Origin of the sequence: Aquimarina longa SW024 (genome assembly GCF_001401755.1) — a bacterium.
Taxonomy (GTDB): domain Bacteria; phylum Bacteroidota; class Bacteroidia; order Flavobacteriales; family Flavobacteriaceae; genus Aquimarina; species Aquimarina longa.
Window position 1 is genome coordinate 41,453 of the sequence record NZ_KQ474101.1, and the last position, 21,790, is coordinate 63,242.

General features: G+C 31.7%; 18 protein-coding genes. 12 read left to right on the forward strand and 6 right to left on the reverse strand.

The features are described from left to right. Window positions 1–6: 6 nt before the first annotated feature. Entirely contained in the window at window positions 7–723 is a 717-nt protein-coding gene (locus N456_RS14510) for an RDD family protein (RefSeq protein WP_062058696.1), read from the forward strand. A gap of 48 nt (window positions 724–771) precedes the next feature. Here the strand turns inward: N456_RS14510 and N456_RS14515 are convergent, their stop codons facing one another. Next, window positions 772–1,509 carry a peptidylprolyl isomerase gene (locus tag N456_RS14515; RefSeq protein WP_082422547.1) on the reverse strand — a complete coding sequence of 246 codons (738 nt, stop codon included), beginning with the start codon at window positions 1,507–1,509 and terminating at the stop codon, window positions 772–774. Here N456_RS14515 and N456_RS14520 point away from each other — a divergent pair. Further along, the gene (locus N456_RS14520) at window positions 1,503–2,147 is read left to right on the forward strand and encodes an NUDIX hydrolase (protein ID WP_062058702.1); all 645 of its coding nucleotides are present in this window, start codon (window positions 1,503–1,505) and stop codon (window positions 2,145–2,147) included. The genes N456_RS14515 and N456_RS14520 overlap by 7 nt on opposite strands. Before the next feature lie 42 nt (window positions 2,148–2,189). Next, window positions 2,190–2,993 carry a lysophospholipid acyltransferase family protein gene (locus N456_RS14525; RefSeq protein WP_062058705.1) on the forward strand — a complete coding sequence of 268 codons (804 nt, stop codon included), beginning with the start codon at window positions 2,190–2,192 and terminating at the stop codon, window positions 2,991–2,993. A 182-nt stretch (window positions 2,994–3,175) separates the two neighbouring features. On the opposite strand, the gene N456_RS14530 is transcribed toward N456_RS14525, so the two are convergent. After that, the gene (locus tag N456_RS14530) at window positions 3,176–5,539 is read right to left on the reverse strand and encodes an Ig-like domain-containing protein (RefSeq protein ID WP_062058708.1); all 2,364 of its coding nucleotides are present in this window, start codon (window positions 5,537–5,539) and stop codon (window positions 3,176–3,178) included. 243 nt (window positions 5,540–5,782) lie between these two features. Next, window positions 5,783–9,019: a M36 family metallopeptidase gene (locus N456_RS14535; RefSeq protein WP_158447899.1), complete on the reverse strand. Its 3,237-nt coding sequence runs from the start codon at window positions 9,017–9,019 to the stop codon at window positions 5,783–5,785. Window positions 9,020–9,627: 608 nt separating this feature from the next. On the opposite strand from N456_RS14535, the gene N456_RS14540 reads away from it, so the two are divergent. The 3 genes from N456_RS14540 (at window position 9,628) to N456_RS14550 (ending at window position 12,493) form a co-directional block, all read left to right on the forward strand. Then, the gene (locus tag N456_RS14540) at window positions 9,628–10,377 is read left to right on the forward strand and encodes a Fe-Mn family superoxide dismutase (protein WP_082422548.1); all 750 of its coding nucleotides are present in this window, start codon (window positions 9,628–9,630) and stop codon (window positions 10,375–10,377) included. A gap of 148 nt (window positions 10,378–10,525) precedes the next feature. Beyond that, window positions 10,526–11,086: a superoxide dismutase family protein gene (locus N456_RS14545; RefSeq protein ID WP_062058714.1), complete on the forward strand. Its 561-nt coding sequence runs from the start codon at window positions 10,526–10,528 to the stop codon at window positions 11,084–11,086. A gap of 222 nt (window positions 11,087–11,308) precedes the next feature. Next, window positions 11,309–12,493 (forward strand): LETM1-related biofilm-associated protein, encoded by a 1,185-nt coding sequence (locus tag N456_RS14550; protein ID WP_062058717.1) that lies wholly within the window; start codon window positions 11,309–11,311, stop codon window positions 12,491–12,493. Between the two features lie 34 nt (window positions 12,494–12,527). Here N456_RS14550 and N456_RS14555 read toward each other — a convergent pair whose 3' ends face one another. Beyond that, on the reverse strand, window positions 12,528–13,151 hold the full coding sequence (locus tag N456_RS14555; RefSeq protein WP_062058720.1) for a hypothetical protein: 624 nt from the start codon (window positions 13,149–13,151) through the stop codon (window positions 12,528–12,530). Between the two features lie 6 nt (window positions 13,152–13,157). Next, window positions 13,158–13,652 carry an RNA polymerase sigma factor gene (locus N456_RS14560; RefSeq protein ID WP_062058723.1) on the reverse strand — a complete coding sequence of 165 codons (495 nt, stop codon included), beginning with the start codon at window positions 13,650–13,652 and terminating at the stop codon, window positions 13,158–13,160. 146 nt (window positions 13,653–13,798) lie between these two features. Here N456_RS14560 and N456_RS14565 point away from each other — a divergent pair, with 146 nt between their 5' ends. Further along, on the forward strand, window positions 13,799–15,097 hold the full coding sequence (locus N456_RS14565; protein ID WP_062058726.1) for an NAD(P)/FAD-dependent oxidoreductase: 1,299 nt from the start codon (window positions 13,799–13,801) through the stop codon (window positions 15,095–15,097). A gap of 118 nt (window positions 15,098–15,215) precedes the next feature. Here N456_RS14565 and N456_RS14570 read toward each other — a convergent pair whose 3' ends face one another. Further along, window positions 15,216–16,493: a leucine-rich repeat domain-containing protein gene (locus tag N456_RS14570; protein ID WP_158447900.1), complete on the reverse strand. Its 1,278-nt coding sequence runs from the start codon at window positions 16,491–16,493 to the stop codon at window positions 15,216–15,218. Between the two features lie 211 nt (window positions 16,494–16,704). Between N456_RS14570 and N456_RS14575 the strand changes: the two genes are divergently transcribed. The 5 genes from N456_RS14575 to N456_RS14595 all read left to right on the forward strand — a co-directional run bounded on the left by N456_RS14575 (window position 16,705) and on the right by N456_RS14595 (window position 21,753). Continuing rightward, entirely contained in the window at window positions 16,705–18,858 is a 2,154-nt protein-coding gene (locus N456_RS14575; protein ID WP_062058732.1) for a TonB-dependent receptor, read from the forward strand. Between the two features lie 23 nt (window positions 18,859–18,881). Continuing rightward, window positions 18,882–19,310, forward strand: coding sequence for a DUF2141 domain-containing protein (locus N456_RS14580; protein ID WP_062058734.1), 429 nt, complete (start codon window positions 18,882–18,884; stop codon window positions 19,308–19,310). A gap of 117 nt (window positions 19,311–19,427) precedes the next feature. Beyond that, the gene (locus tag N456_RS14585) at window positions 19,428–20,051 is read left to right on the forward strand and encodes a tetratricopeptide repeat protein (protein ID WP_062058737.1); all 624 of its coding nucleotides are present in this window, start codon (window positions 19,428–19,430) and stop codon (window positions 20,049–20,051) included. Between the two features lie 48 nt (window positions 20,052–20,099). Then, window positions 20,100–21,458, forward strand: coding sequence for a 2TM domain-containing protein (locus N456_RS14590; RefSeq protein ID WP_062058740.1), 1,359 nt, complete (start codon window positions 20,100–20,102; stop codon window positions 21,456–21,458). After that, on the forward strand, window positions 21,451–21,753 hold the full coding sequence (locus tag N456_RS14595; protein ID WP_240315538.1) for a 2TM domain-containing protein: 303 nt from the start codon (window positions 21,451–21,453) through the stop codon (window positions 21,751–21,753). Before N456_RS14590 ends, N456_RS14595 begins: the two co-directional genes overlap by 8 nt. Window positions 21,754–21,790 lie beyond the last annotated feature (37 nt).

Consider the following 21,790-nt stretch of genomic DNA (forward strand, 5'->3'; position numbering starts at 1 on the left):
TAATTAATGGATAATTTTCAAATAGAAACCGCTCAAAATGTTAGTATACACCAAAATGTTGCAGGTATAGGGGAACGTATTCTGGCATATCTAATCGATGCCTTAGTAATCATTGCTTATTTTATCATAGCACTTTTCTTAATTAATGTTATGGGTTTAGATTTAGGTGATCAGTGGGCTTTTTGGGGTATTTTAAGCTTACCTGCATTCTTATATTTTTTATTATGGGAAACATTTTGGGATGGTAAAACGCCTGGTAAAGCGACAATGAAAATAAAAGTAGTGCAATTAGATGGATCTAGACCAGCCTTTTCTAATTATCTGATTAGGTGGATGCTTCATTTGATAGATGTTACATTTGCATTCGGAGGAGTAGCAGTTGTAGCTATATTATTAGGAGGAAAAGGACAACGGCTAGGGGATATGGCAGCTGCGACTACAGTAATTAGCGAACGACAAAAAACACAATTACGCCAGACGATATTAGTAGATATACCAGACGATTATGTGGCTGTATATCCACAAGTAACTATTTTTAGTGATGAAGAAATGCGTAAAATTAAAACGATTTACATGGATGCAAGACAAAATACCAATCATGATATTATAGTAGAACTTTCTAATAAAGTAAGTTCCTTGATGGATATTACCCCACAAGAAAAACCATTACAGTTTGTAGATAGAGTAATTGCAGATTATAATTATTATACACAGCAATTGTAGTTGCTGATTGTTAATAACTTCACAGGTTTTAAAACCTGCGAGATCCACTTACTTAATCACTTCAGCTTTTATAAAAATATTCTCTATAGGCCACTCACTAGTATCTACAGGTACATTAGCTATTTTATCAGCGACATTCATTCCTTTAACGACTTTTCCAAAAATGGTATGCTCTCCATCCAGATGAGCCGCTCCATTTTTTGCGATTACGATAAAAAATTCAAAAGGAGTAGAACGATTAGAGGGATTATCTACCCATTGTTTTGATAAAGCGACAGCACCTCTTACATGCTTTAAACCTTTTACAGGTTCTTGTGGAATGGTATATTCTCCGATTTCGAAACGTTTTACTGCCATTTCCTGACGATCGCTATTTCCTCCTTGGATAACAAATCCTTTAGATACACGATAGAAAAAAGTCTCATCAAAATAGTTCTGTTTTACCATATATATAAAGTTCGCTCTATGGATAGGAGTTTCTTTATATAATTTTATATGAATATCACCATATTTTGTTTTTATCTTCACTAGAGTTTCAGGATTTTCTCGACCATAGGCCGTCATAAACTCTATTAAATTTTGATTACTAAGTTTAAAAGGAGTGTCATTAGAATTATTTTCCTGAAGATCAGGTTTTGTAGTGTCTGGTAGCTCTATTTTAGTTACAGAAATGGGATCATTATTTTTTTTGATATTCTGTTTATTTTTTTTAGAATGTGTATCTTCACAATTAGAGAATAAGAAAATAGTGACGCTACAGTATAAAAATGATTTAATAAATGACATTTGAAACCTTTAAAAATTTAATACCAAAAATAGAAAAAATGTCAGTACCAGGGCAATCTTCTCATTTTATTATGATTCCCGAAATTCGTGCACGTGAGCTTAAAAACCTTAATATCGAACAGAAAAAAGCTAGAAATGCTGCAGTACTAATGCTTTTGTATCCTAAAAATGAGGTCACTCATTTAGTATTGATACTGCGACCAGAATATGAAGGAGTACATTCGGGGCAGATAGCGCTACCAGGAGGTAAAGTAGAGACATGTGATCTTAATTATACAGCAACTGCATTACGAGAAACACAGGAAGAGGTAGGTGTGGATAGTGCTATGATTACTGTGATTAAATCATTAACAAAAGTGTATATACCTCCGTCTAACTTTTGGGTACACCCTTTTTTAGGTTTTGCAGAAAAAAGACCTGATTTTGTCCCGCAAGAAGATGAAGTAGCAAAAATTATAGAAGTACCATTAGTAGAATTACTCAATGATGACAATATTGTTCCTCAAAAATTAACCACATCGTATGCAAAAAATATAGAGGTACCTTCTTTTAAACTAAACGATTATGTCGTTTGGGGAGCAACTGCGATGATGCTTAGCGAGCTTAAAATACTTTTAAAGACGGAGATAGACTTTTGATTTTGTATATTTGGCGTTCTAAATATACAATTAATTTTCTACATGGGATTATTAAAAAAAAATCCATTTGGTCATATATTATTTCTAAAAACATGGCTCATTCGTATTCTGGGGGCTATGACACATAGACGTTATCGTGGTTTTAATGAATTACAAATAGAAGGAAGTGAGATTTTTAAAAACCTTCCTGATAATAAAGTACTATTCGTATCTAATCATCAAACATACTTTGCAGATGTAGTAGCAATGTTTCATGTATTTAATGCGAGCTTAAGTGGTCGAACAGACTCTATTAAAAATGTTGGTTATCTATGGAATCCAAAACTTAATTTATATTATGTAGCTGCTAAAGAAACAATGAGAGCTGGATTACTGGCAAGAATCTTAGCATATGCAGGAGCTATAACAGTAGAACGCACTTGGAGAAACAAAGGACAGGATATTAATCGCCAAGTAAAGATGAGTGATATTACTAATATCTCTAGAGCGTTAGAAGATGGTTGGGTAATTACATTTCCTCAAGGAACTACAAAACCATTTAAACCTATTCGTAAGGGAACAGCTCATATTATTAGAAAATATAAGCCTATTGTAGTTCCTATTGTAATAGATGGTTTTAGAAGATCGTTTGATAAAAAAGGTATCCGAATTAAAAAACGAGGAATATTACAATCTATGGTTATAAAAAAACCACTAGATATCGATTATGATAATGATTCTATTGATGATATTGTTAGTAAATTAGAGTTTGCGATTGAGCAACATCCTTCTTTTCTTAAAGTTATCCCACAATCAGAACTAGAAGCAGAAGAAGAGCTGAATAAAAAAAGGCAATGGGAGTATTAATAGTTGATTACATCTTGACTGAATAAAAATTGTAATTATACACTTCAGATCTTAGCACTGAATTTTTGGTATAAGTCCATATACTTACTTATTTACAGATAAGAAATCGATCATAAGGATAGAGTATAAAAACCACCTAATTCATTTAGGCGGTTTTTATACTCTATTTATTTTTAGGTTTTTTATTTCTTTATTACTTTTTTATGAGTCAAAATAACTCCATTCTGATCTAGTATTGTGATGATATATACTCCTTTATCTATATTTTTTGGTTGAATTCGTATTGTATTGTTTTTGACTTGCATCTGCTTAGAAAATACGTTATTTCCATTGATACCGTGCATCTGTATATGAATAGTACCTTTTGTTATCGGAATTTCTATTGTTAATTCGTGATCAAAAGGATTAGGATATATATCGCTTTTTTTAAAACTATCAGTACTGTTATGCTTTTCGAACTCTCCTGTTTTTAATGTTTTTGTTAACGTATAACTTACGATCAATTTGGCTGCCTTACTCGCATTATTATCATAAGAAACTGCTACTCGTTTATAGCTACTCCTTTCTAGACTTTCTCCTTTTCCACGGATGATAAAACTCATGCTATTGCCTAGATTCCATCCTGCTCTATTAATTATTTGTTGTATCATTTTTTTTAGATTAGGAGTTTTTTGTTTTTCGGTATTTTCTCCTGCATTCCATGGTTCTGGTTTCCATACGATTTTGGGAGATACCACATTTCTTCCAGACACATTATTCTCATCCGAAAATGGTGGTGAGTTATCACTATTATGAAGAGAGAACTCTAATTCGGCTCGTTTATGATGGCTTTCATCTGCTGTAAATTGGATATGTGCACTAGTAATAGTTGCTCCCTGAGGTATTTTTATATTCTGAAAACGAATTCCTACTTTTTGAAAACTAAATATATTAGAGGTATCATATACTAATTCTAAATCACTACTATCAGTATATAATCCTCCTAGAAAATCTTCTTCTACATCATCGTTTCCATGAGCTACAGGAATGATGAGTTTTCTTGTGTAGTTCCCTACACTAACTGTTATTATTTTTTCGGTACATATATCATGGTTGTCAAATGCAATTATTTTTATGGTATGCATCCCATTAGATAGATTTTTTATAATACTGTATGGATAGGTTGTATCTGTACCAGCGATACTACCATCGATATAAAATTCTACTCTTTCTATTTGTCCATCGCTATCTGTAGCCTTTACTTTTATAGAGGTATCTCCTGCAGGAATTTGTTGTCCTTCTTTCAATGTTTCAAAAGATACTTGCGGAGCGCTTAAATTTTTGTTGATGATTTTAATAACACTTCCATTTGATGGGGTCCAGATATCAAGATTAGTAGGTGTTTTAAATACATTATCATTAGATACCTCGCCTACTTGTGGTTCATTATCTACTTTTATGGTTCTTGCTTCGATCTTGTTTTTGTCAACAAAAATCCATTTAAATTGATTGAATTTTCCTGAGTCTCGAGTCCATCCTTTAATTGCATCATTAGTCCGAAGCGGTGCTCCCCAGCCTCCTTCTCCTATATAAACTGTTCCATTTTTATCATCTCTTATAAACCCATCTTCACTTCCTGATTCTGTAAAAGGGCGGATAGGCCAAGTACTTTTTACGGTATGCGCATCACATTCTATGACAAGTTTTACTCCATTGTCATAAAATAGTTTAGCCCAATTTTCATATTCTATATAGTTATCAATTTTTGAGGATACATGTGGAAACATCGGAAAATGATATTGTGCCATTTTCCAGATAACATTTTGATTTTTATTCAGATCACCTCTTAACCAATCATCTTGTTCTCCAGAAATAGCTTTTAGAGAGTTTAAGGTATATGTTCTGACAAGATCTTGCCCAAAAGTGATTGCATAATATGCTTCTGTAGATGGTACATCAAATAAGTTTGTTATAGTATCATCACTATCTTCATGATTACCACGAGCGGCAAGAATAGGAAACATTCTACCATCTTTAGCAATAGTTAATTGCCAGTCATCAAACCATGTTCTCCATTGAGAATCATTATCATCGGCTGTCATATCTCCTCCAAACAGTACTGCATGTGGTTTTAGTTTGGCTACTAAACGATTTGCTTTTTGTCTTGGAACTCTATTATTCCTAGAATCTCCTCCTGCTATGAAAGAAAATTTACCATTTTCTAAAGGTGCTGTTTTAAACCAAAATCGCTTACTCACTCCTTCGTTATCCTTTATCAAAAAATAGTATGCTGTATCTGGTGTTAATCCTGATAAGCGTACAAAATGATTATTCATACCTCGATAAGAAACGATACGATCAGGAGATTTTGAATAGGTATACTCTTTATAATTTTTTCCTTGATCTATTGTACCATAATGTACTATTGGGTTAGTTCCCGAAACTTGATTCCATCCAATGACAATAGAAGTCGCTGGGTTATCACGCAGTGTTAATCGATATTTATCATTAGAAGCCTGAGTTTGTATCCCTATAAAAAGAGCTACAAGAATATATAATTCTTTCATGATTGTGTAAGATTTGGTTAATAGCTATAAAGTTATAGCATTAAAAAACAATAAATTAATTTCTTCTAAATCTTAAACAAGAATTAAATATGATCACCAAAATGTACACAAAAGATAACTATGAGTTATATTCTTTTTAACATTGATATATTGCATGACAATTTTGATATATAAAAAGAGAAAGACCATTTGAAAAAATGGTCTTTCTTAGATCTCTAATTACATCTTTTTTACATTGATGAATTATTTAACAATAAAACGTTTTACGGTTTTCGTTTCAGAATTTTGGATAGTAAGCATATACATACCTGTTTCAAGACGATTAACATCTATATTACCATTAGTATTTAATGTTCCTTTTCCAACTACTTGTCCCATAATATTAGTTATGGAATACGAAGTATCTAATAATTTTCCATTAGGAATAGTTACTTTCAATAAGTTTCCTTTATCTAATGGGTTTGGAGAGATTCGAATTGATGATAATCCATTCTCATCTTCGTTTCCTAAAGTAGGTGTCATTTTTCCAAATCTTGCTGCTATTTCTGAAGGTGCTACTCCATTACAAGATCCTTCATAAATTTTTACATTAGAGAAAATAGAAGTATTTCCACTACCTGCATCGTTATCATTAATAAATACCAGACGATCCATACTACCTGTATAGAAATCACCTACAGGGATAACATATTTCTTAGTTCCGCTAGTGTAGTTATCAAAGTTTGTTACTCCATAATTCTGAGTACCATGAACTTTAAAATATCTAGATGACGTTAATGCATTATCATTTTCAAAACCAACACCATGAATTTCACCTTCAGAAGTACTACTAAACTCAAACTCTATTACAGTATTTGTAGTTACAGTATAATTAAGGCTGATATACTTCCATGTATTGTTTTGTAACGATAATCCAGCTCCTGCATTTTGGATTGAAAAATCACCTGCACGATCCTGAGTTGCAAATGCGGTAATTTGGTAATCATTAAAATCTAATGCTGTACAACCATTAGGAGGGGTTGTAGTACCGTTTTGGATAGAAACCTTATCAATACTAATATCTCCTTGCCAGCTAGTACCTGTTACTACATTAAATCGTAATTGCACACTTGCTTTTCCTGCGTATGCAGACAGATCTACATCTGCAGCATTCCATCCTGTACCCTGAGCACCTGTTTTAGTAAATACACTAGTCCAGTTTCCTGTATTATCCATTCTAGCTTCTACAGTTAATGTTCCTACTGAATCCCCTATCATATGATATTGGAATGTTAGGCTAGGAGAGGTTACATTACTAAAGTTTAAACAAGGAGAGTTTAAAATTGCTTTTTTACTAGGATATCCTTGTCCTTGTGTAGAAGCTTCTACATATAGGTAATACGTACCGTCTACTGCTCCTGCTGGTCCTGTTCCGTTAGAAGGAGTTCCATTTGATTGTCTAGTCCAGTCGATATCATCACCAGAAGTTGCTTGTTTCCACTGTCCTAAATTAGCTTCAAAACTTTCTGAGAATGGGAATGAAGTAACATCACCAGAACACTTATCTCCATCTGGAGGGTTTGTACCGTCACAAGGATTTACAAAAGAAACTTTTTGATCTGTGTTAGTATTAGAACCACCATTAGTATTCTCATTAGCATCTTTTCCTACACCACGAGCAGCAAATGCTTTCCATATTAAGCACTTATATTTTTCGTTATATAAATCTTTATCTGCCTGAAGAATTCCATCTCTACCAGATACAAATCCAGGATTATTCGCTGTATTTTTTAATCCTTCGATAACAAGAGCCATTGCAATATTATTACCTCCAGTACCATTATAAAAATCTGGATCAAATCCTTCTTGATCTACTAATAACCAAGTCATATCCCATAGAATAGTAGCAAAAGCATATCCTACACCATGTGGTACACGAAGATTATTAATATCTGCATAATCTGTATCATTAATCGATCTGTCTGTAGAGTACTTAGTTGGTCTAATTCCTGCTCCACTAGTTGGCTGTCCTAATGCGTATGTACCAATACCTCTTCCATTTGTACCCACATCACCAGCTTTCATAGTTAGCATTAAACCAAACCAGTCAGACCAACCCTCGCCCATTTGCTCAGATCCTCCTAATGAATTAGATGAAGGTCCTCCTACTAATCGTGTAGAAATACCGTGCCCATATTCGTGAGCTATAATTCCATTATCTAAATCACCATCTCTTTTAGGGTTTGTTTTATCCCAAAGAAACATTTGCATTCTTGGATTTCTACCATCTGTAGGAGTGGCAAAATTAGCGTTATTAATTCCTCCACCATCTTGTGCATCTGCATATACAAAATCATTACCTCGTCCTCCTTTTCCATAATTATTTTGTTGGAAATTACCACTAGCTTCATTAAAACCATATAGATACCATACATCGTGCATAATATTATTCCAATAAAATAAATTGGTTATTGCTGCATCTCTATAATTACTAGGATCTTGATTAAGGTTTAATGGGAAATTAAAATCAAGGCTTGATCCCCCATTTGGAGAAGATCCGCTACCATTATCACCATTAATATCATCTTGTGCTAAAACATTATTACCTCTGGTAATTGTATATTCTGCACCGTTACTTCCATTAGTATCGTGCCATCCATAAGGAGAAGCTGTAGTGTTTGCTGGATTTGTAACTATAGAACGACTACCATGTATTGGGCTTTCTTCTGGCATTGGATATACATTATAAGAATCTGGAGCCACTGCTGCTGTTGGTGCTTCTGCTACTGTTACCATTTTTTTGGTATCAAAAAGTACAGATTCGTGGTTATGCGACTTATGATCAGAATTATCAAAATTACATTTAACAACCCAGTTGTTTTCATATATAATTTTACCTGTAGTGATATCTACATAACTATCCCACCAGTTTTCTCCTCCTTGTTCATAAAGGTTTACGTTCCAACAAAGATGTAATTTACCATTATACAGCTTATAAACTTGTTTAACCTTAATCGGTTCATTATCTGCTGTAATACCAGAATTTCTATATTCTACCGATTTACTATTACTTGATTTACTGACTGTTTTAGACATGCCATTTGCAGCAGGTAGATTGTGTGCTCTTATCACTGCATTTATTGCAGAGATTTCTGAAGAAGAGGATTTAGCCGAAACTACTTTAGATTTTACCTCTCTTATAAATTGATCAATTTCATAAGTAATTTGGTTATTTTTAACCGTCATCTTATAAGTTCCATCTACAATAGGAACCCCATTATATAGTTGATTAACATATACATGAGTAATTCCGGGTTTTAATGAAGGAACTTCATCTGTTATTCTCCATTCTGAAAAATCAGTGAGAGAAGAAGAACTTTTAGAGATATTACTATTGCTAATATCTTCAAAATGATTTCGAACAAGCGCGCTCGAATTCTGTGCAGAAATTGTTTGCCCTATTATTGATAATAGAAAGACAAACAGGTAACTTTTTTTCATAAAAATAAAATTTGAGTTTGTGTTTTGTAAAACTACAAAAATTATAATATTCATTAGAAAACAAAGTAATACTTATCAAATCAATAATTTATTTGGGTTTTTTATGTATAAAATATTAAAACTGTATGTATTTGAATAATAACTTACTCAGCTATTATAAATACTGTCGTTATATCTAAATGAATTTTGAGTGTGTTATACTACTTCAAGCAAAAACTAAAAATTAACCTTTTAAAAATTACGGTAAAGACATCGAATTTATTCTGTTTTTTTATAACTAACATTAGTTTTTTTTGAAGAAAAACAAGTTTTTGATTAATCATTTTTAATAAAGTATAAACAAAATATTCTTGAAATCTTATTTACTCTAATCAGGATTGTTAAAATATTATTTATTATCATAAATACAGAGTGATAATTAGTATAATCTCTAATTCTCTTAATATATTTGTTTTAGTATCAAAAATAAAGGTTCTGGTTTTTAAAAAATAAATATCCTCAAACCTTTCTTGTCTTTTAAAAGTTAAAAAAACTAGATATACTCTTTTAGAGCATATTATTAAATCCATATAAACAACCCTTATTAAATAAAATAAATCTACCACATAATGAATAAACGTAAATTTCTAAAATCTGCTGTAATTGCTACTACAGGATTAACTATAGCTCCATCAGTAATTTTATCTTCATGTAACTCTAATAAAAAAGAAGAGAAAAAATCAATGGATACTGAAGTAAAAAATACATCTAATACTATTGACGCTACTATATTTACTTTACCTAAGTTAAATTATGCGTATAATGCATTTACTGATACTATTGATGCGATGACAATGGAAATTCATTATTCAAAACATCATCAGGGATATGTGAATAAATTAAATAAAGCACTCAAAGAAAATCCAGTACCAGGTAAAACTTTAGTAGAGTTACTTAAAAATAATAATTTACCTACTGGAGTTCGTAATAATGGAGGTGGACATTTTAATCACTCCTTATATTGGGATATTCTAACTCCAAACGAAAGTAAGATGTCTGATCGTTTTAAAAATAGTATTGTCGAAAATTTTAACTCTGTAGAAGCTTTTAAAAATGAGTTAGCTAGCGCAGGAAAAAAGAGGTTTGGTTCTGGATGGGCTTGGTTATGTCAGGATATGGATAAAAAATTATTTATAACCTCTACTCCTAATCAAGATAACCCATTAATGACTGTAGCTGATCGTCAAGGGCACCCTATTCTTGGAATTGATGTGTGGGAACATGCTTATTACCTAAAATATCAAAATAAAAGAGGAGAGTATCTAAATAATATTATGTCAATTATTAATTGGGAAAAAGTCGAAAACAAAATGTTATAAAATAATATTGTTTTCTGCCAAATATAAAAAGCTATGATAAGTTTTTAAAAAATGAGGTAAAAAGTCTATTTTTTTCTTAATTATTAATAAGTATTCAAAATTAACTAAATTGCATTCTATAAATACGAACTAACAGAGTACTTGAAGTATGGAAATAATAAAGTTGATTGGGGTCATTATAGCGATTAGTGTTTTGGGATGTGTAAATCAAAAGAAAGAAGCTAAAGATTTTAATCATAAAAAAGTAATAGATACTATTACCAAAATAGAAATTAATATAGCGCCTAAAAATAAAAGTAATGTATCTGGGACAATAGTTTTTATTGAAGAAGAAGGAATGGTTAGTATGGAGGCTAATTTAATAGGACTGACAGAAGGAGTACATGCTATTCATATTAATGAGAAATCTGATTGCACTTCTTTTGATGGTAAATTTATAGGAAGTCATCGGAATCCAACTATGGAGTCTGATGCAAAATGGAAGGTAAAAGAAAGATATCATAAAGGAGATATCGGAAACTTTAAAGCAGATTCTAATGGTAATGGACATATAACTTTTGCTACTAATGATTGGTGTATTGGTTGTGATGATGACAAAAAGAATATTGTTGGAAAAGCTATTATTATATATCAAGGTATTGATGATTATACATCTCAACCATTTGGTACTTCGGAGAGTATAGTAATTTGTGGAGGGATTATACAATAAATGTACGCCTTACAAAATAAAAAAAGAGGTTGTTTTAGACAACCTCTTTTTTTATTTTTAATGTACTGAATAGTATTGTTTTAAGTTTAAATCATGTCACATAAATAAATATCTAATACGCTAAGGATAATCAATAGAATTCTTTTTTTAAATACATTTTAATAACTTTCATGAATAGATTTTTATTCAAATAAAATTAACTTTGCACTAAATTATTAATCAATGAACCCTTCAACTACGGGCTGGATAGATAAATTCTTACGGGACATAGATAAGACTCCTGATTTATTTAAATACTCACTAGATGAATTATACTTCAATCTAAAGCGTGTAGGATTTATTTATGGAGCTTCTATAGATATTATTATTCCTGATAATTCTGATATTATTTATTCTGAAGAAGAAAAAACAAAAATCAATTTATTTACTGCTCTGCTCGTTACATATTTTGATACTATAGAAAACTCCAATAAAGAAGATTGCATTAAATCGTTGATACAGTTTTATAATTTTTTGGACACAAAAAAATCTTTCTTCTCCTTTTCTAATGTGCTTGTTACTAATAATAATGAAAAGTTAGAAAAAATTATACACACCCGTATACAGACTAATGAATCTGTATTTAGAAAAAATTTTAGTCATCTTTTAACTAATGCATTATTATTCATTGATGTGTTAGCTTTTGAATATTTTTTAGTACATGATACCAATCCTTTTCATTATGCAGCAAAATTAGAAGAGTCCCTTACTACTATTTTTTTCCTAGCTTTAAATTCTAAAGAAGAGAAAGATGAGTATGATGAATTATTAGTAAAGCTGTTTTCTTCTTCCGTACGATATACTACTATTTCTGATGGAGACAACTCTAGTTTTGATCATATAAATTTAGATCCATATACCGATGAAATTGAAAAAACATATATCCTTAATTTGACTAGCTTATCTGTATGGAATCCAGAAGAATTAAATAATGGTCAACAAAGTTTTATGTATGCTCTTGGAGCAGAACTTAAATTATCAGACGCTATCGTAAAGGAGTCTATTGATTTAGTACAAAAATTCATTGCTGATCATAAAGAAAACATTTCTTTCTTTAAGTATTCGAGCCCTGCTTTACATTTCTATCAGCAAACTTCTAGAACAGTTAGTGTATTAGTATTACGAAATAAAAAGCGATTGATTAAAGAAATTACAGAAAGTAAAGATTTAATGATTTTACTAGGGCAATCTACTGTACGAGAATTATCCAAAGAAGAAAAACAACAAGTAAAAAAGCAATTGCTCGATATTTGTAAAACTATTCCATCGTTAGCAATTTTTATTCTTCCGGGAGGGAGTCTTTTATTACCATTATTAGTTAAGTTTATTCCTAAGCTATTACCTTCTGCCTTTAATGAAAATACATAATCTCTACTGTATATAATTCCTTTCTATCGACCAGTTATAGTTCTAATTTTTCAAGCTCTTTATAATTCTTTTTAAGTCTTCGGGTTAAAATTCCGTAAATGAGTCTATAAAATAATATAATAAATCCAATAAAAGCAGAAGTAACTAGTAATGTTGTTACTACAATGACCCATACTGGCACTTGATCTTCTACAGAACGACTTTGGTACTCTTCTGTAAAAAACAGTAGATAGCCTGTTGTAGTGATCATTATAAATGTAAAAAGACTAATATTCGCCCAGATATATCGTTTTACTGTTCTTCTGGTTTTAAGAATATTTTCCATTAAAACTTTTGTAGAATCTGTAGCTTTAATTTTTCTATAATTGATATAAAATCGAGTAATAAAAAATACTAAAATACTATATGAAATTATTGAAGTAATCATAGAAAAACTTCCCATATCCATTTTCTCTACCTCAGCTTGCATTTCATTTAATCTAAAAATGATATCTATAGATGCCCATAATACAAATTCTAAAATACTGATAATAAAAATCCATCTCACTATCGAGGAAGATTTTTTTAATATCATTTGATAAATTTGATTATAGGATAGCTTAGGAAGTACATCTTCCTGCTTTTTCCAATCTTTTTTTAATAATTCTAATTCATCCATGGGGTCTTACGGATTTAATATTTTTTTCAATTTCGTTTTTACTCTATTCATCTTTACCCGGGCATTTACTTCACTAATCCCCATAGTATCAGCTATTTCTTTATACGACTTATCTTCTAGATATAGAAACACTAAAGCCTTTTCAATATCATTAAGTTGTTTTACCGCTGCATACATTAATTTTAATTGTTGCTCTACTTGATCATCATATTCCTCTGCTTTTATTCTAAAATTAATAGCATCAAGATCAGAAGTCTTAATACTTCTTTTAGATCTTCTATATAAAGTAATTGCTGTATTTAGTGCTACTCTATACATCCATGTACTAAATTTTGCATCTCCTCTAAACTTAGGATATGCTTTCCAGAGTTGTATGGTTATTTCCTGAAACAAATCATTATGTGAGTCGGAGTCACTGGTATAAATCCTACACACCTTATGCACAATATTCTGATTTTGCTCAAGATTGGTTACAAAACTATGTTCTAATTCCTTATTCACTTTTCGTAGTTACAATATATATGTAGTAAAAGAAACATTAATGTTACAAATAAAAATAAATACTATGATAATTTAGGTTACAAAAACAGGTATTTAATAGGGTATCTAATCATATCATTTTATCTTTGTAAAACAACACATATTTTATGAATATTCCACACACTAATTTATCGAGATTAGTTGTAATTGGCGGGGGTTTTGCAGGAGTTGCATTAGCCAGAAAAATGGTCAAAGAAGATGTACAATTAATCTTATTAGACAGGCATAACTACCACACATTTCAACCACTTCTTTATCAAGTGTCTACATCATCATTAGAACCCGATTCTATAGCATATCCTCTCAGGAAAATAGTAAAAAGAGGTAAGAATACTTTTTTTAGGATGGCAGAAGTAGAATCTATAGACCCTGATACTAAACAAGTACACACTACTATTGGTAATATTTCTTATGACTATCTTGTGATTGCTACTGGAGCACGAACGAACTTTTTTGGTAATGCTTCTATAAAAAGTAATGCTATGCGAATGAAAAACTTACCGCAGGCATTAAATCTACGTAGTTTAATGTTAGAAAACCTAGAGCAAGCAGTGATTACTTCGGATCCTGAAGAAAGAAAAGAGTTACTACGGTTTGTATTAGCAGGAGCTGGTCCTACAGGAGTTGAACTAGCAGGAGGAATTGCTGAGTTAAAACTAAATGTACTCCCTAGAGATTATCCGGATATGGATTTTGATGATATGGAAATTCATTTAATAGAAGGTGCTTCTCGTGTACTACCTCCTATGAGTGAACATGCCTCAAAAAAAGCCACACAATTCTTACAAAATTTAGGAGTACAAATTCATACAAATACCCAAGTAAAAAACTATAGTGATAATCTTGTGACCACCAATACAGACTTATCGCTTAAAACAGCAACATTTATATGGTCTGCTGGAGTAACAGGAGCACCTGTATCGGGTATCAATGCTAATGCCTTAATCCCCAGAGCCAATCGTTATAAAGTAAACGAATTTAATCAGGTAGAAGGATATGAGAATATTTTTGCTATTGGAGACATTTCTGTAATGGAAACCAAAATATATCCAAAAGGGCATCCTATGGTAGCACAACCAGCCATACAACAAGGTAGCCATCTAGCCAAAAATCTAAAACGACATCTAAAAGGCAAAGCAATGACTCCTTTTAAATATTTTGATAAAGGTTCTATGGCAACTATAGGTCGTAATAAAGCAGTAGTAGATATCGGAAAATTTAAATTTGGAGGATTCTTTGCTTGGTTTATATGGATGTTTATTCACCTATGGTTTCTAGTAGGTTTTAGAAATCGATTTGTAACCTTCTTTAATTGGGTATACAATTATATTAATTATGATAAAGCAGCAAGATTGATTGTAAGACCCTTTAAAAACAAAAATAATAATACTGTAGATCGCGTATGATACCATAAAAAGTACGATATACTTTTTTGATCTATACACTACTAAATAGCCTCTCAAAATTTTTATATTGAGAGGCTATTCTATATCAATTCTAGGTATGTTAGCTAAACGACTGGCATCATATACAGTTTACCCCTTTATCCTTTACTATAGTAGTACCATGCTTAGTTTCGAGATTACATACTGATTTTGGAATATTGGTCAATCTATTATCAGTAAGAGCCAGATAATCTAAATTCGTTAGATCACCAATTTCTACAGGAATACTAGTTAAGGCATTACTACCTAAAGAAAGACTAGTAAGATGTGTTAAGCCACCAATTTCTTTAGGAATAGTAGTTAAACCACTACCGTATGCATTTATCATGATTAATTGAGTAAGATTACCTATTTCCTTAGGAATACTCGTTAAACCTCTATTATAACCAATAGAAAGTGTAGTCAAATTCGTCAGATTACCTATTTCTACAGGAATATCAGTCAAGCTAGTACTACTCAGATTTAGAGCTGTTAATTGAGTAAGATTCCCAATTTCTACAGGAATACTAGTCAAGCGATTTAGCTTTAAATACAGCATTTTTAGATTTACTAAATTCCCTATTTCTATAGGGATACTAGTCAACCCATTACTATAAAGATTTAAAGCAGTCAATTTTGTTAACTTACCTATTTCCTTAGGTAAGTTAATTAAGTCATTCTCTGATAAATTAAGAACAGTAAGCTTAGTAAGTTTACCAATTTCTATTGGGATACTTATAAGGTTATTATGATTTAGGTTTATAAAAGTCAACCCCTCTAGATATCCAAAAGAAGCAGGTATAGTACTTATATTTTTGTTTGATAAATTTAAGCTCGTTACACGCCCTTCTTTATATACAACACCCTCCCAAGAGTTCATCGTATCATCATTTAGATTCCAACTCAGAGTATTATCAGGATTAGCATTAAATAAAGCAATTAAAACCTCTCTATCACTAGAAGGTTCAGTTCTGTTAATAATAACCGTATAAGTTAGCTTAGTTTTATCTTCTGCCGTTACAGTATATATTACAGGATTACTAAAATCGTGTGCTTGTTTAGTATTAGGCATAACTATAGCCTTTGGAGAATAATTCAATGTAGCTGTCAATGCAGTAATATCCGTGTTAAAAGGAACTGTTGCCGTAATCGTTTTTTTATCTTGGTTTAATAGTGCTACAATATCCATTTCTAGAGCAGTATTTTTTGAAGCTTCAAATACAAAAGCAGTAATCTCTTTTTCTGTACTAAGAGCAACTCCATCATCATCACTACTACACCCTATTACCATAATAAATAATACGATGTACATACAGAAACGGTAGATTGATTTAAACAAGTATTTCTTATTATTAAATAATTGTAGTTGATTGGTCATGATTGATTTTGTTTTAGTTTTTCCCAGCATCAAATTTATACTCTTACTTATTTTGATTTATACTTTTAACATCATTTTATATGTTAAAATAGTTCTGGATATAGCATATAACAATTAGGACTTCAAATTCTACAGTTCGGTAAGATTCAATTTAGTTTTCTAAGAAGATATAAGACTTTTGATCTATCAAAGATTAAAAACTATATATGACATGAGACTAACACTAACCATTGCCTTTATCTTTTTTTTTATCTCTATACATGCCCAAACCAAAGTAAGCGGTACCGTTACCGCCCCATCAGGAGCACCGATTATGGGAGCCAATGTATATCTAGAAGGAACCTATGATGGAGGTTCTACTGATGAAAAAGGATCTTTTTTCTTTACCACATCAGAAACAGGAAAACAAACACTACAAGTATCATTTTTATCCTTTGAAACCTATACAACCACCGATGAGGTTTCTACAATGAACGATCTAAAAATAACCCTTAGAGAAGATGTAAACTCACTAGGAAGCGTAGTTCTTAATGCAGGTACCCTCTCTGCAGGAGATACTAGTAAAACAACAGTACTATCACCTATGGATATTGTTACTACAGCAGGATCTGATGGCGATTATATAGCCGCTCTCCAAACACTACCAGGAACCTCTAAAGTAGCAGAAGACGGAAGACTTTTTGTAAGAGGAGGAGACGCCAATGAAGCCAATATATATATCGATGGGCTTAGCGTCTTTCAGCCCTATACAGCAACCACCACTAATATCCCTACACGAGGTAGATTTTCTCCTTTCCTATTTAAAGGAACAAACTTTTCTACAGGAGGATACTCTGCAGAATACGGAGGCGCATTATCCAGTGTATTACTCCTTAATACGATAGACGAACCAGATCAAGAAAAAACAGACATATCCATTATTAATGTCGGTTTAGGTCTTGGAAACACTCAGAAGTGGAAAAAAAACTCATTAAGTATTAACGCCTTCTATCTTAATCTAAAACCCTATCAAGAGATCATATCACAGCGTATAGATTGGATAAAACCATACGAGTCATTATCAGGAGAAGCAGTATACCGATATGCTTTTAAAAAAGGACTTCTAAAAATTTATGGAGGAATAAACTATAGCAATTTTAATCTCATACAAGAAGATATCAATACTCCAAGAGGCATTAATTTTAAGCTCATCAATAGAAACACATATTTAAATACATCTTATAAAGGAACTTTAGGCAACGATTGGAAAATCACTACAGGAGTTAGTTACGCCAATGATCGCAGTGATATCAAAATAGAAAACACAGCTATAGACAATCAAGAAAACAATTTTCATGCTAAACTAAAGCTAAGAAAACGGTTCAGTAACCGTTTTAAACTCAGTTTTGGAACAGAGCAATTCATCAACACATTTACAGAACAAGCAAAAAGCCCAGACTTTACCACCTTTAATACCTCATACACTAATAATAGCACAGCAGCCTTTACAGAAACCAATATATTTTTCAGCAAAAAATTTGCAATGCAATTAGGACTTAGAGCAGTTCATAATAGCCTATTACACGATACCAAGATATCTCCAAGAGCATCACTAGCCTATAAAACATCAGATCAATCACAAGTATCCATAGCATATGGAGACTTCTACCAAAATCCAGAACAAGCAATATTAAAATATAATAAAACATTAGAACCCCAAAAATCATCTCATTATATCCTTAATTACCTATACCAGCATAATAAAAGAACCTTTAGAGCAGAAGGATATTATAAATCCTATGACCGATTACTAAAATTTAATACCGATACACCAGAGTTCTCTAGTATATATACCAATTCAGGTAGCGGTTATGCCACAGGATTAGATCTTTTTTGGAGAGATAATAAATCCATAAAAAATATAGAATACTGGCTCAGTTATTCCTACCTCGATACCAAGCGAAATTATAAAAACTATCCCACTAAAGCCACCCCTAATTATGCAGCAAAACATAACCTATCCCTAGTCACTAAATATTGGATTGAAGATTGGAAATCATTAATAAGCACTACCTATAGCGTAGCATCAGGAAGACCATATAATAACCCTAACACCCCTATTTTTCAGAATCAGAAGACAAAAGCCTACACCTCCCTTAATCTAAGCTGGGCATACCTAATCAGTCAGCAAAAGATTTTGTATCTCTCCGTTTCTAATATATTAGGAGCAGACAATATATTTAATTATCAATACGCCAATACCCCTAATAGCACAGGTAATTTCTCTAGGCGTGCCATACGACCAGGAGCAGATCAATTCGTTATCCTTGGATTCTTTTGGACCATTAGTGATGATAAATCAGACAACCAATTAGACAATTTATAAACCCTATAAAAACAATACACATTATGAAAACTCTAACCCACATATTTCTATGTTTACTATGTATAGGATCAATACTAAACAGTAGCGCACAAGAATCAGAAAACCACACCATCACAGTAACTATAGACGGTATCACATCAGATAGAGGTACGATACGAGTAGGGCTCTACAATACCCCCGATGATTTTCTAAACAGTCCCTATACATCCACTTACATCAAAGCAGTTAAAGGAAATGTACAAGTCGTTTTTAAAAATGTTCCAAAAGGTCAATACGCCATTTCAGTATACCAAGATGTAGACGATAATGAAGTGCTAAATACCGTTTTTGGAATCCCTACAGAACCCTATGGAACCAGTAATAATGCAAAAGGATATTTTGGACCACCAAAATGGGAAGACGCTAAATTTACAACACCCCATAAAGAAACAATGCAACATATTACACTATAATATAATAATCAAGAAAGATGACAACTCATCTATAAAAAGTAACACTTCAGTAGTCTTTATTTTCTATAAAACAGAAGGCTTAAGATATTTACAGCATCAAAAAAAATAATCAACATCATGAAAACAATTATAATCCTATTCACACTTTTAACCATTACATCTATCAATGCACAATCTTCCTATGAAAAAGGAATGAACAAAGCATTTGAAACATGGAAAAATAAAAAACCAGACGAAGCCATTCATATTTTCGAACGTATTGCCAAAGCAGAAAAAGAAAACTGGTTACCCTATTACTATGCCGCTCAGATTCATATCACCACCACATTTAGTATACAAGATGCCGAAAATATAGAATCTAGATTATCAAAAGCCCAAGAGTATCTTAATGAAGCAAAAGCAATAACTAAAGAAAATGCAGAACTACTGATTATGGAAGCACTACTTAATACAGCGTACGTAGCATACAACCCATCTATATATGGGATGAAACGATCTCCTAAAGTAGAACAACTATATCAAAAAGCAAAACAATTAGAACCCCAAAACCCTAGAGCAACCCTATACCATGCCGAGTGGAAAATGGGAGCAGCCAATTTTTTTGGGAATGATCCAAAAGTTTTCTGTCCCGAAGTAGAAAAAGCTATATTGTACTTCGAAAAAGAAGCAAACGATACTCCTTTTTATCCTAAGTGGGGGAAAAATGAAATAAAAAGAGTACAAAAACAATGTAGCAAGTAAAACAGACCATACAGAATTGTTGGATATAAGCTATTAAAGTAATATAAAATGAAAAGTTTTAAAAAAATAGGAACAGTATCTCTAGTTATCTCTATAATTGTAGCTATCGTAAACCTATTATCCAATGGTTTTAATTTCTCGAAGATAATCACATTACAATGGTGGATAATTAGTCTGATGTACTCCTTTTTTCTAACCTACATTAACACCTGGTATTTTAAGTTTATTAATAATAAATTTAAGTGGGAGAACAAAGGATTACAACGAATATTCTTTGGAGCAGGAGGTTCTGTTATTGTCACCCTTATAGGCTATGCCATTTGCGAATTTATCATAACCGTTATTATTTTCGAAAAACAAAATATAGATGAGTTTATAGCAGATCAATCTTTTAAAAACTATCTATTTCCTCTACTATTAGTCATTATTATTTCATTATTCTTTCATACCGTATATTTCTATAAAGCATTACAAGAAAAAAAGGTTACCGAACAAAAAATTATAGCAGGTACAGCTTCAGCAAAATTTGCCGCTTTAAAAAACCAATTAGACCCACATTTCTTATTTAATAGCCTTAATGTGCTAACCTCTTTGATAGAAGAAAATCCAAGAATGGCACAGAAATTTACCACCTCGTTATCCAAAGTATATCGATATGTATTAGAACAAAAAGATAAAGAATTAGTAACAGTAGACGAAGAATTAAAATTTGCAAGAACCTATATGACATTACTACAATTGCGTTTTGAAGATAGTATCATAGTCGAAATACCAGAACAATCTTCCAATCCAGATGCTAAAGTAGTACCCTTGTCATTACAAATTCTATTAGAGAACACTGTAAAACACAATGTTGTAATGCCACAAAACCCATTACACATTAAAATCTATGAAAAAGAAAACTTTTTGATTGTAGAAAACAATCTACAACCTAAAAAAGTCATAAAACAAAGTAGCGGTGTAGGACTACGTAATGTACAACAACGATATGCACTACTAACCAAAAGAAAATTTACAGTATATAAAACAGAAGAATCCTTTATAGCAGAACTTCCCATATTAACCAAACAAGTACAGATCTTAGATCAAGAAATTTCATCTACAGAACGTATAGAGGTAACTAAAGAATTAAAATATAAAAGAGCACAAGAAAAAGTGCAAAAAATGAAAGAGTTTTATATAAACCTAACCACCTATTGTATTGTCATCCCATTCTTAGCAATCCTTAATTATAAAACTACAGGATTTGGTATTCCTTGGGTCATATTTCCAATCATGGGGTGGGGAATCGGACTAACATTTCATTATATGGAAGCTTTTGATTATCACCCAATCCTAGGGAGAGATTGGGAAAAGAAAAAAATCAGAAAATATATGGAAGAATCTAAAAATAAATATCATGAGTAATTACGATGATAAAAAAGCATACGAAAAAGCAAAAAAAAGAGTAGAAAAAGAAAAAGGATTCTACTTACATTTAATGGTATATATTGTAATCAATAGTATACTACTATTTACCAACTCAGACTTTAAGAACGAGGGATTTAAAAACTGGTTAAACTGGCAATTATATATTACACCAATACTGTGGGGTATTGGATTACTTTCTCATGGACTTTCTGTATTTGGTAAAAAAATATCCTTTGCCAAAAAATGGGAAGAACGTAAGATCCAAGAATTGATGGATAAAGAAGACTTTTAAAACATACACACACTGTATTACCACAAGAAAAATAAGA

What these genes read in the sequence shown, in the direction of transcription:
- N456_RS14555 (WP_062058720.1), bottom strand. Translation starts at nt 13,151, where the DNA reads ATGGATGAATTAGAATTATTAAAAAAAGATTGGAAAAAGCAGGAAGAT.
- N456_RS14595 (WP_240315538.1), top strand. Translation starts at nt 21,451, where the DNA reads ATGAGTAATTACGATGATAAAAAAGCATACGAAAAAGCAAAAAAAAGA.
- N456_RS14535 (WP_158447899.1), bottom strand. Translation starts at nt 9,019, where the DNA reads ATGAAAAAAAGTTACCTGTTTGTCTTTCTATTATCAATAATAGGGCAA.
- N456_RS14520 (WP_062058702.1), top strand. Translation starts at nt 1,503, where the DNA reads ATGACATTTGAAACCTTTAAAAATTTAATACCAAAAATAGAAAAAATG.
- N456_RS14510 (WP_062058696.1), top strand. Translation starts at nt 7, where the DNA reads ATGGATAATTTTCAAATAGAAACCGCTCAAAATGTTAGTATACACCAA.
- N456_RS14590 (WP_062058740.1), top strand. Translation starts at nt 20,100, where the DNA reads ATGAAAAGTTTTAAAAAAATAGGAACAGTATCTCTAGTTATCTCTATA.
- N456_RS14580 (WP_062058734.1), top strand. Translation starts at nt 18,882, where the DNA reads ATGAAAACTCTAACCCACATATTTCTATGTTTACTATGTATAGGATCA.
- N456_RS14570 (WP_158447900.1), bottom strand. Translation starts at nt 16,493, where the DNA reads ATGACCAATCAACTACAATTATTTAATAATAAGAAATACTTGTTTAAA.
- N456_RS14545 (WP_062058714.1), top strand. Translation starts at nt 10,526, where the DNA reads ATGGAAATAATAAAGTTGATTGGGGTCATTATAGCGATTAGTGTTTTG.
- N456_RS14550 (WP_062058717.1), top strand. Translation starts at nt 11,309, where the DNA reads ATGAACCCTTCAACTACGGGCTGGATAGATAAATTCTTACGGGACATA.
- N456_RS14515 (WP_082422547.1), bottom strand. Translation starts at nt 1,509, where the DNA reads ATGTCATTTATTAAATCATTTTTATACTGTAGCGTCACTATTTTCTTA.
- N456_RS14575 (WP_062058732.1), top strand. Translation starts at nt 16,705, where the DNA reads ATGAGACTAACACTAACCATTGCCTTTATCTTTTTTTTTATCTCTATA.
- N456_RS14540 (WP_082422548.1), top strand. Translation starts at nt 9,628, where the DNA reads ATGAATAAACGTAAATTTCTAAAATCTGCTGTAATTGCTACTACAGGA.
- N456_RS14565 (WP_062058726.1), top strand. Translation starts at nt 13,799, where the DNA reads ATGAATATTCCACACACTAATTTATCGAGATTAGTTGTAATTGGCGGG.
- N456_RS14525 (WP_062058705.1), top strand. Translation starts at nt 2,190, where the DNA reads ATGGGATTATTAAAAAAAAATCCATTTGGTCATATATTATTTCTAAAA.
- N456_RS14530 (WP_062058708.1), bottom strand. Translation starts at nt 5,539, where the DNA reads ATGAAAGAATTATATATTCTTGTAGCTCTTTTTATAGGGATACAAACT.
- N456_RS14585 (WP_062058737.1), top strand. Translation starts at nt 19,428, where the DNA reads ATGAAAACAATTATAATCCTATTCACACTTTTAACCATTACATCTATC.